Genomic DNA, 9,312 nt, shown 5'->3' with positions numbered 1-9,312 from the left:
TCCATGTTGTGTTACGCGCCAAAACGTCGATCTCGCCGGAAGCAAGTGCCGTGAAGCGTGTTTTACCAGTTGTTGGAACAAACTCGACCGCTTTTGGGTCGCCAAGAACCGCAGCTGCAACCGCGCGGCAAACGCCAACGTCAAAGCCCTGCCATTCGCCATTTGCATCTGGTGCCGCAAAACCGACAAGACCTGTGGTTACGCCGCAGTTCAGCTTGCCACGCGCTTTAACATCGTCAAGCGTGCCGGCCGCTGCTGCGCCAGCCGCCAGGCCCGCTACAGTCAATGCACCAAAAAATACAGTTTTTTTCATCTTTACCTCTTCCTGATTACCCGCCCTTTTTGAGCGGTTCCTCCCACGAGTGGACGCGGGGTTTCATACCAAAGACGGGAAGAACCCCCCTTAGTGGAGATGAGTTTGCTCGCAAGTGAACCCAAAGGTCAAGGGCAACATCACAGGAAATCGTTTCAATCGCGCCGCCCGACCCTAGGTCAAGCCAAATGGACCGATTTTCAGGCAAACGCAGGTCAAATGGCCTTAAATCCGGCTCAGATTGTAAAAATCGAATGCGTGTTTAAAGGCGTTCCGCTTGGTTTCGGCCATTTCTTCGGCTTCATCATCCCTGCCCCATTGTTCTTGCTGATAACGCTCGTCCAGGCGCGAAAGCTCCCACAATTCATACGGGTCAGCGCGGTTATGAATTGCGGCCAATCCGATCACAAATGATCCCGGCAAAGTGATTAAATCGTGCATTCCTGTCAGCTCGAACGGGCTCATTGTGTGAAGAAGCGCACGCAACTTGGCCAAACTTGATTCTTGCTGCGCTGCAAACATGACACCCGAAACAGGTTCGAGCGGCGCTTGGAACTCATCCGCGCACCACTTCAAAAGCGGATCCCAGGCTTCTGCCTGACGCGCGACCAATTCGGCTGGCTGATCGGCCCGATAACATAGCAAATCCGTACCCGCATATTCTGCCAACATATCTGCGACCGCGCCAAATTGCGGCGTCACTTTATCGACTGCCGAATTCGCCGATCTGGTCACGGGCATTGTGTTCGGATTGATCTCTTTTTCTTGCGCGTCCCACTCAAGCGCCATGGCCTGCGCCATCGCTTGCGTGGGCACGATCAGCGGGGCTTTGCCCGGCGTGCGGATTGGACGGGCGTCAAGGTGAACCGTAAAGCCATTCCCGGCCTCAACCGCAGTAGCCTTTTGCCAGAACCGCTTCATCTTCCAATCAGACATTTGCCTTGCTCCAAATCCCTGCCAGCGCGCTATCGAGCTGCGCAAAATCATCAATCAACACATCCGCGCCAGCAAGGCGCAGGGTGTCATGATAGCCCCAAGTCACACCGACAAAAGCCATGCCTGCCGCACGCGCCATATCCATATCGAAACTGGTGTCGCCAATCATAACCGCGTCAACCGCCTCAACGCCAAGTTCACGCAAGGCTTGAAACAGCATCGACGGGTTCGGCTTGCTCGGGTGATCGTCTGCGACTTGTCGGGTCAAAAATATCCCCTCGAAACCATGGGCTTCGATCAGCTTATCTAGGCCGCGACGCGATTTTCCCGTTGCGACGCCCAGCAGGACCTCGCCTTGCTTTTGCAGGCGCTGCAAGGCCTCGCGCGCGCCATCGTATAACGGCGAAAGGGTGCCTGCCCCTCGCGCTGCGCTGCGCTGATTGTAGAAATCCTTGTACCCCTGAACCATGCGTGTGCAGGTCATCGCGTCCGCATCAGGCGCCAAGATCGGAATCGCAACATCCAGCGAAAGGCCAACAATGCCAAGCACGGCTTCGCGGTTTGGCGCGCTCAGGCGTTCTGCCTTGAACGCCGCTGTCATGGCCGCCAGAATATCTGCCTGGCTGTCCACAAGCGTGCCATCCACATCGAAAATTACCGCACGAAGCCGCATTACATCATCTCTTCAAACGGGTCTTCCGGCACGTCCTTTGGATCCCATGCGAAAGTATCCCAGGTGCGCTGCATATGATCTGGCAATGGCGCAGACACGTGCAGCAGCTTTTTGGTCCCCGGATGCTCGATCTGAATCGAACGCGCGTGCAAATGCAGCTTTTTGCTCAGGTCACCGCCAAGCTGCGAACCCCAGCCATCGCCAAGGTTTTCCTGACCCGAGCCACCGTATTTACCGTCACCGACAATCGGATGGCCCATTTCAGCCATATGCGCGCGTAGCTGGTGCGTGCGGCCCGTGATCGGGATCAGGGCGCACCACGATGTACGCTGACCTGCGGTTTCCAGCACCGCGTAATCCGTCATCGCGCGCTTTGCGCCTTCGGTTTGGTCCACTTCGTTCGGGTGGATACAGATCATCTTTTCGCCCTCGCCGCGCGCACCGTGACCGGGGGCTTTCATCAGGCCATATTTGATCGTGCCAAGACGCGGGAAGGGAACGCCGGCAATCGCCGCCCAATAGATTTTGCGCGTTGCGCGGTGACGGAAAGACGCCGTCAAATCTGCGGTCGCGCGGCGTGTGCGCCCAAGCACCAGAACCCCGGATGTATCCTTGTCCAGACGATGAACCAGACGCGGGCGCTCATCAAAGTCATACATCAACGCATCAAGCAGCCCGTCCACATGGCGCGCATGGCCTGTGCCACCCTGAACCGGCAGGCCCGCAGGTTTGTCGATGACGATCACATGTTCGTCTTTGTAAATCACACAATTGCGAATGTACTTCGTATCCGCCGCGCTTACCCGGCTTTGCGGTGCATGTTTGGGCGCTGCGCTATCGGGTAGCGGCGGGATGCGCAGTTGCTGGCCCGTCTCGACGCGTGAGTTCGCTTTCACCCGCGTGCCATCAAGGCGTAATTCCCCTTTGCGGCACATCTTTTCGATCATGCCTTGGGTCACTTGCGGAAATTTGCGTTTCATAAAGCGATCAAGGCGCTGGTCCCCGTCGTCTTCTTCAATGATTATCGTTTGAACGCGGCTCATGCCCATATTCCTCTCGCGATGGCGAGACCTGCCATCAAACCTAAAATCGACAGGACTACAGATAGCCCCACATATAACGCTGCTTGGCCCAGATGCCCGCGCTCCATCAATGTCACTGCTTCAAGCGAAAACGCTGAAAAGGTGGTGAACCCGCCAAGCAAACCAGTCATCACAAACAGGTTCGCCGCGCCAAATCCCTTGTGATGGGCGAATACGACAAACAGCCCCATAACGAAGGAGCCGATGACATTGACAGGCAGGACGCCAATCGGAAATGACATCGGAACCGCCTTGAGCAGCGCCAAGCCCATCAGATAGCGCAGGCTTGATCCAAGCGCGCCGCCGAGGGCGACAAGGGAGACATTGAGTAACATCGCTGCCATGTCGCGCGGCATGGGCCTAGAGTCAAGTTTTCCTCTGCGCGCGCAGCTTGGCAAAGTAATCTTTGCGCTTTTTCAGCTCGCGTTCAAAGCCGCGCTCGACAGGTTCATAGATGCTGGGGCGTTCCATACCATCGGGGAAATAGTTCTGCCCGGAAAAGCCGTCCTCTGCATCATGATCGTAAGCATAGCCATCGCCGTACCCTTGATCCCTCATCAAAGAGGTCGCCGCATTCAGGATATGCTTGGGGGGCGGTTTTGATCCCGTCTCCTTGGCGGCGCGGCGCGCCGCTTTATATCCCACATAGATCCCGTTCGATTTCGGCGCGAGCGCGAGATAAACCAAGGCTTGCGCGATGGCCAATTCCCCCTCGGGCGAGCCAAGGCGTTCATAGGTTTCCCAGCTTTGCAGGCACACGGCCTGCGCTTGGGGATCTGCAAGCCCGATGTCCTCAACCGCCATACGCGTTATGCGCCGCGCCAGATAACGCGGGTCTTCGCCGCCCTCTAGCATACGGGCAAACCAATAGAGCGCGGCATCAGGATCAGAACCGCGCACGGATTTGTGCAAGGCAGAGATCAGATTGTAATGTGCATCACCAGACTTGTCGTATTGCGCGGCGCGGCGCTGCAAGCGTTTACTCAGCTCTGGCGGGGTTAGATTGTGATCCGTCTTCCAAGCTGCAATTTGCTCGACCAGATTCAACAGGGCGCGCCCGTCGCCGTCGGCCATTTCAAGCAATGCCTCGCGCGCATGTCCATCCAGCGGTAACGCTTTGCCAAGCTCCTGCTCTGCGCGCTGGGTCATATGTTCCAGATCAGCCAGTTCAAGCCGCTCCAGCACCAGAACCTGCGCGCGGCTCATCACAGCAGAATTCAATTCGAAGGATGGGTTTTCGGTGGTCGCACCAACCAAAAGGATTGTGCCATCTTCCATATGTGGCAGAAACCCGTCTTGTTGGGCTTTGTTGAAGCGGTGGATTTCATCAACAAACAGCAGTGTCCCCTGCCCGTTCTGCCGTCTGATTTTCGCCGCCTCGAACACTTTGCGCAGATCGGGCATGCCTGTGAAAATGGCGCTGATCTGGACGAAATGCAGATCGGTTTCATGCGCCAGAAGCCGCGCGATGGTGGTCTTGCCAACGCCCGGCGGCCCCCAGAAGATCAGCGACGACAAAGAACCGGAGGACAGCATCACCTCTAGCGGCGCACCTTCGCCCAAAACCTGCCTTTGCCCGATGACCTCGGCCAGGCAGGTCGGGCGCAGGCGATCGGCTAGCGGGCGCGGCCCTGTGGCGGCACTAACAGCGCCGTTATCGAAGAGGTCAGCCATCGCTCAGATCCGGAAGCGCAGCAAAACAAGTTGCCCGCCGCGTTCCACAACCATCGAAACGGAACGCCGCGCGTCCTTCAAAGCTGCGCGCGCATCCATTGGCGAATTGATTTCAATGCCATTGATCTCGCGCAGCAGATCACCCAGCTGCAAGCCAAGACGCGCGCCAAGGCGTCCAGTGTCTAGCACAACAACCCCTTCAGGCAGAATCGGAAGCTGGAATTCCGACAAGACCGCGGGGTTCACGTTTGCAAGCTGCAGAAACGGCAGGATTTCATCCTCGCCCAACGTAATCTCCGCACGCGGCGGCAGTTCAGGCGGACCAATCATTGCAACAGCGTAGTCGCGGCTTTTTCCGTCGCGCACGGCTGTTACTTCAATGTCAGCGCCGATACCGGCAATGGTCATATAGTATAGCATTTCGGAGGGCGAATTCACCTCGAACCCGTTTGCGGCAACAATCACATCCCCAACGCCAAGGCCGACCTCGCCAAAGGGGCTACCCTCTTGCAGCTGTGTGATCGCCATGCCGCCCGAGCGATCAAGCCCGAGGGAGCCTGCCAGATCAGCATCAACCGTTTGCCCGCCCATTCCTGCCCAAGGGCGTTGGAACTGCGCCAATCCAGCGCGCGCCTGTGTGATGAATTGCTCCACCATCGCCGCAGGGATCGCGAAACCGATGCCGTTAGAGCCACCAGACCGCGTCAAAATCGCGGTGTTCACACCAATCAACGTGCCGTCCATCCCGATCAATGCACCGCCCGAGTTGCCGGGATTGATCGGCGCATCCGTTTGCATGAAATATCCGCGCGCGCTGCCCGTTACTTTGCCAGAACGTGCAAGACCGGAAATAATGCCGCTCGACACGGTTTGCCCGACGCCAAAGGGATTGCCGATTGCCAGAACCAGTTCCCCGACTTCAACCGTGTTGCTGTCGCGCAAGGCAAGAAACGGCAGATCCTCCGCATCCTTCAGCCGCAAGATCGCAAGATCGCTGGCCTCATCTCCCAGCACAACCTCGGCTGCGAATTCGCGTCGATCCTTAAGCACCACGCGGATATCCGTTGCCTGACCGACCACATGATAGTTGGATACCACATAGCCGTCACCGGAGAGGATCACGCCCGAACCAAGCGAGTTTTGCACCTGAGGGCGGGTTGGCGCGAGATCACCAAAAAAGTCGCGAAAGAACGGATCAGAGGCAAACGGGCTGCTACGCGTCTGGGTTTGTACGATGCGTTTGGCGTAGATGTTTACGACGGCAGGCGCTGCTTGTTTGACCAAGGGCGCGAAACTGAGCGAGATCTGCGCTTGGTTTGTTGGCACCTTCTGATCCGCATAAACGGGCAGCGTAACCATAGTGAGCAAAGTCAGGATCAGAGCACGAAACATGAAACACCTCTGTCTTGGAGTTTAGCATGATATGAAAGCCATCGCGCAAAGGTGCAAGGGCAAGCGCACCGGTTGGCAGCGCAAGATTGCCTTTCCCGGTTGCGTTTAGGCGCTTTTTTCCAGATGCCAGACTTGTTCGACCGGATATTTCTTAGCCCAGTCCGCAGGAATCGCCGCAATTTCCCCCGTCATTTGGGGGTCATTAGTATCACAAAAAGTCCATTTAAAAACGCGCCCTAACGCAAAAAGCCCCCGCATTAAGCGAGGGCCTTTCAAATCTATTCAACCGTTAGAGCGGTTTACTCGTCCGCGTCTGCTTCTGCTGCAACGCGCGCTTTGTCGGCTGCGCCTTTTGCGTTTACGTCGCGGTCAACCAGTTCGATGATCGCCATTGGCGCCATGTCACCGTAGCGGAAACCCGCCTTAAGAACACGTGTGTAGCCACCTGGACGGTCTGCGTAGCGTGGGCCGAGGATTTCGAACAGTTTTGCAACGTCCTTGTCTTCCTTCAGCTGGGCCGCGGCCTGACGGCGTGCGTGCAGATCGCCGCGTTTGCCAAGCGTAATCAGCTTGTCCATGATGCGCTTAAGCTCTTTGGCTTTTGGCAATGTTGTTTTGATTTGCTCATGTTCGATGAGCGAGCCTGACATGTTAGCCCAGAGCGCCTTGCGGTGCTCGTGTGTGCGGTTCAGGCGGCGGTAACCTTTTGCGTGACGCATGTGTCTTCTCCTAATGTGCCCTCTACGGGCTGATTTTGCTTTGTCTGGCAGACGGTGCGTACCCGCCTACTCTCCTTGGGGTCATTTTGACCCAGTCGTATAATCCGGCGCATGACAGTCATGCACCGGATCAATTCTTAAAAGGCGTCTTCGAACTTCTTCGCCAGATCTTCGATGTTGTCCGGTGGCCAGTCCTCGACGTCCATGCCAAGGTGCAAGCCCATACCTGACAGCACTTCTTTGATTTCGTTCAAAGACTTGCGGCCGAAGTTCGGCGTGCGCAGCATTTCTGCTTCGGTTTTCTGGATCAGATCGCCGATGTAAACGATGTTGTCGTTCTTCAGGCAGTTCGCGGAACGGACAGACAGTTCCAGCTCGTCCACTTTCTTCAGAAGAAGCGGGTTGAACTCGAGACCATCATCTTCATCCTTGGCGGAGGCTGATTCAGGCTCGTCGAAGTTGACGAAGATAGACAGCTGATCCTGAAGAATACGCGCTGCATAAGCAACCGCATCGTCAGGTGTCAAAGAGCCGTCTGTTTCGACTTTCATCGTCAGTTTGTCATAATCGAGAACCTGACCTTCGCGGGTCGGCTGCACGTCATAAGAAACCTTTTTCACAGGCGAGTAGATCGCATCGATCGGGATAAGACCGATTGGCGCATCTTCCGGCTTGTTCTTGTCCGCAGCGACATAGCCCTTGCCCGTGTTAACGGTCAGTTCCATGTATACATCCGCACCATCGTCGAGGTGGCAGATCACGTGCTCGCGGTTCAGAACCTCGATGCCAGCGCTGTCGGAGATATCGCCAGCGGTTACGATGCCCGGGCCTTTTGCATTGATAGACAGACGCTTTGGTCCATCAACTTCCATGCGCAAGGATACACCTTTGAGGTTCAGAACGATGTCTGTGACATCTTCACGAACGCCCGCGACGGAAGAAAACTCGTGCAAAACGTTGTCGATCTGAACGGATGTGATTGCTGCGCCCTGAAGCGAGCTCATCAAGACACGACGCAATGCGTTGCCAAGCGTGAGGCCAAAGCCGCGCTCGAGTGGTTCTGCGACGACAGTTGCCTGACGCGCCGGATCGTTTCCTGGCTTTACTTCAAGCTGTGTTGGCTTGATAAGTTCTGCCCAATTTTTGTGGATCATACGTCCCTCCATCCTTGTTTCGGCCTCATGTCCAAAAGGTCAAAACGCTCGAGGTTAAAATGACGAAGCAGAGGCCGCGATTGCGCGCAGCCTCTACGTGGAAACTTGTCTTGCTTAGACGCGGCGGCGCTTTGGTGGGCGGCAACCGTTGTGAGCCATAGGCGTCACGTCGCGGATGGACGTGATGTTGAAGCCAGCAGCTGCAAGTGCGCGAAGTGCGCTCTCACGGCCAGAACCTGGGCCTTGAACTTCAACTTCCAGCGTTTTCACGCCGTGCTCTGCAGCCTTGCGGCCAGCATCTTCAGCAGCCATCTGCGCCGCGTAAGGCGTGGACTTACGTGAGCCCTTAAAGCCCATCGTGCCCGCAGAGGACCATGAGATCGCATTACCCTGAACGTCAGAGATAAGGATCTTTGTGTTGTTGAACGAAGAATTCACGTGAGCAACGCCAGCGGCGATGTTCTTGGAGACCTTCTTTTTGGTGCGTTTAGCTTCGCGTGCCATTAATCAAGCCCCCTTATTTCTTCTTACCAGCAATGGCCTTTGCAGGACCTTTGCGAGTACGTGCGTTTGTAGATGTACGCTGACCACGAACGGGCAGATTACGGCGGTGACGCAGGCCACGGTAGCAACCGAGGTCCATCAGACGCTTGATGTTCATCTGGGTTTCACGGCGCAAATCGCCTTCAACTGTGAACGTCGCATCGATGTGCTCGCGAACAGCGAGGATTTCTGCATCGGAAAGCTCGTTAACGCGACGTGTTTCGTCGATTTTAACAGCTTCGCAAATTGCTTTGGCAGAGGCGGGGCCAATACCAGTGATATATGTGAGGGCGATCGGGACCCGTTTGTGGGTCGGGATGTTTACGCCGGCAATACGTGCCAAGTGGAACTTCCTTTTCGTTGCGGGTCCGTCATTCCAGACCCTTTTTTCACAACATAAAGCCCTAAGCGGTGAGGCCGAGGGCTTAAGCTGATCAGGTGATCTACCAGATGTGGGAGCTACCCGAATCTGATGGTTTGATTCTCGTTAGAGATGTGGGTGGTTAGGGCCTTTTAAGAATAGGGTCAAGAGGCCGTAAACCAATCGAGTGCTTAAGCGTCCAAAACCTCTGCGATCTCTGCCTTCACGCCGTCCATTGTGCCCAGACCATCAACGCCCTTAAGCAGGCCTTTGGCGTGGTAATAGCCGATCAGTGGAGAGGTTTGTTTGTAATAGGCCATCAGGCGGATCTTCAGGCTTTCGGCGTTGTCATCTGCGCGCGCGACGCCGCCTGCGGCGACTGCCTCAGCTGCGCGGCCAACGATGCGGTCGACCAAAATCTCGTCGTTCACCTGCAACTCAATCGCGTGGTCAAGCGTCTCGCCC

The 9,312-nt window shown here is 56.2% G+C and carries 12 protein-coding genes; all 12 read right to left on the bottom strand.

What is annotated here, in order from left to right:
• Positions 1-313: transporter substrate-binding domain-containing protein (locus WBC85_RS12845; protein WP_424437782.1), on the bottom strand; the 313-nt coding region annotated here is incomplete at its 3' end.
• Between the two features lie 225 nt (positions 314-538).
• On the bottom strand, positions 539-1,249 hold the full coding sequence (locus WBC85_RS12840) for an ATP12 family chaperone protein (RefSeq protein WP_424437779.1): 711 nt from the start codon (positions 1,247-1,249) through the stop codon (positions 539-541).
• Positions 1,242-1,922, bottom strand: coding sequence for an HAD-IA family hydrolase (locus WBC85_RS12835; protein WP_424437776.1), 681 nt, complete (start codon positions 1,920-1,922; stop codon positions 1,242-1,244). The genes WBC85_RS12840 and WBC85_RS12835 overlap by 8 nt, the downstream gene beginning before the upstream one ends.
• Positions 1,922-2,965, bottom strand: coding sequence for an RluA family pseudouridine synthase (locus tag WBC85_RS12830; protein WP_424437773.1), 1,044 nt, complete (start codon positions 2,963-2,965; stop codon positions 1,922-1,924). The genes WBC85_RS12835 and WBC85_RS12830 overlap by 1 nt, the downstream gene beginning before the upstream one ends.
• A complete protein-coding gene (crcB, locus tag WBC85_RS12825; protein ID WP_424437785.1) occupies positions 2,962-3,339 on the bottom strand; it encodes a fluoride efflux transporter CrcB in 378 nt (125 codons plus the stop codon). The genes WBC85_RS12830 and crcB overlap by 4 nt, the downstream gene beginning before the upstream one ends.
• A gap of 31 nt (positions 3,340-3,370) precedes the next feature.
• Complete coding sequence (locus WBC85_RS12820; RefSeq protein ID WP_424437770.1) at positions 3,371-4,678, bottom strand: replication-associated recombination protein A; 1,308 nt, start codon at positions 4,676-4,678, stop codon at positions 3,371-3,373.
• Between the two features lie 3 nt (positions 4,679-4,681).
• Positions 4,682-6,070, bottom strand: a complete 1,389-nt coding sequence (locus WBC85_RS12815) for a trypsin-like peptidase domain-containing protein (protein ID WP_424437767.1) — start codon at positions 6,068-6,070, stop codon at positions 4,682-4,684.
• Positions 6,071-6,369: 299 nt separating this feature from the next.
• Positions 6,370-6,789: a 50S ribosomal protein L17 gene (gene rplQ / locus WBC85_RS12810; protein ID WP_424437764.1), complete on the bottom strand. Its 420-nt coding sequence runs from the start codon at positions 6,787-6,789 to the stop codon at positions 6,370-6,372.
• Between the two features lie 137 nt (positions 6,790-6,926).
• Complete coding sequence (locus tag WBC85_RS12805; RefSeq protein ID WP_424437761.1) at positions 6,927-7,943, bottom strand: DNA-directed RNA polymerase subunit alpha; 1,017 nt, start codon at positions 7,941-7,943, stop codon at positions 6,927-6,929.
• A 114-nt stretch (positions 7,944-8,057) separates the two neighbouring features.
• On the bottom strand, positions 8,058-8,447 hold the full coding sequence (rpsK, locus tag WBC85_RS12800; protein WP_009828689.1) for a 30S ribosomal protein S11: 390 nt from the start codon (positions 8,445-8,447) through the stop codon (positions 8,058-8,060).
• Between the two features lie 13 nt (positions 8,448-8,460).
• The gene (rpsM, locus tag WBC85_RS12795) at positions 8,461-8,829 is read right to left on the bottom strand and encodes a 30S ribosomal protein S13 (protein WP_424437757.1); all 369 of its coding nucleotides are present in this window, start codon (positions 8,827-8,829) and stop codon (positions 8,461-8,463) included.
• 209 nt (positions 8,830-9,038) lie between these two features.
• On the bottom strand, positions 9,039-9,312 hold a 274-nt coding region (locus WBC85_RS12790), incomplete at its 5' end, for a nucleoside monophosphate kinase (protein ID WP_424437754.1).

Source organism: Planktotalea sp. (assembly GCF_049680325.1).
In the GTDB taxonomy this organism is placed as follows: domain Bacteria; phylum Pseudomonadota; class Alphaproteobacteria; order Rhodobacterales; family Rhodobacteraceae; genus Planktotalea.
Note: the sequence above shows the minus strand (reverse complement) of the source record. Positions and strands in the feature narration are given on the sequence as shown.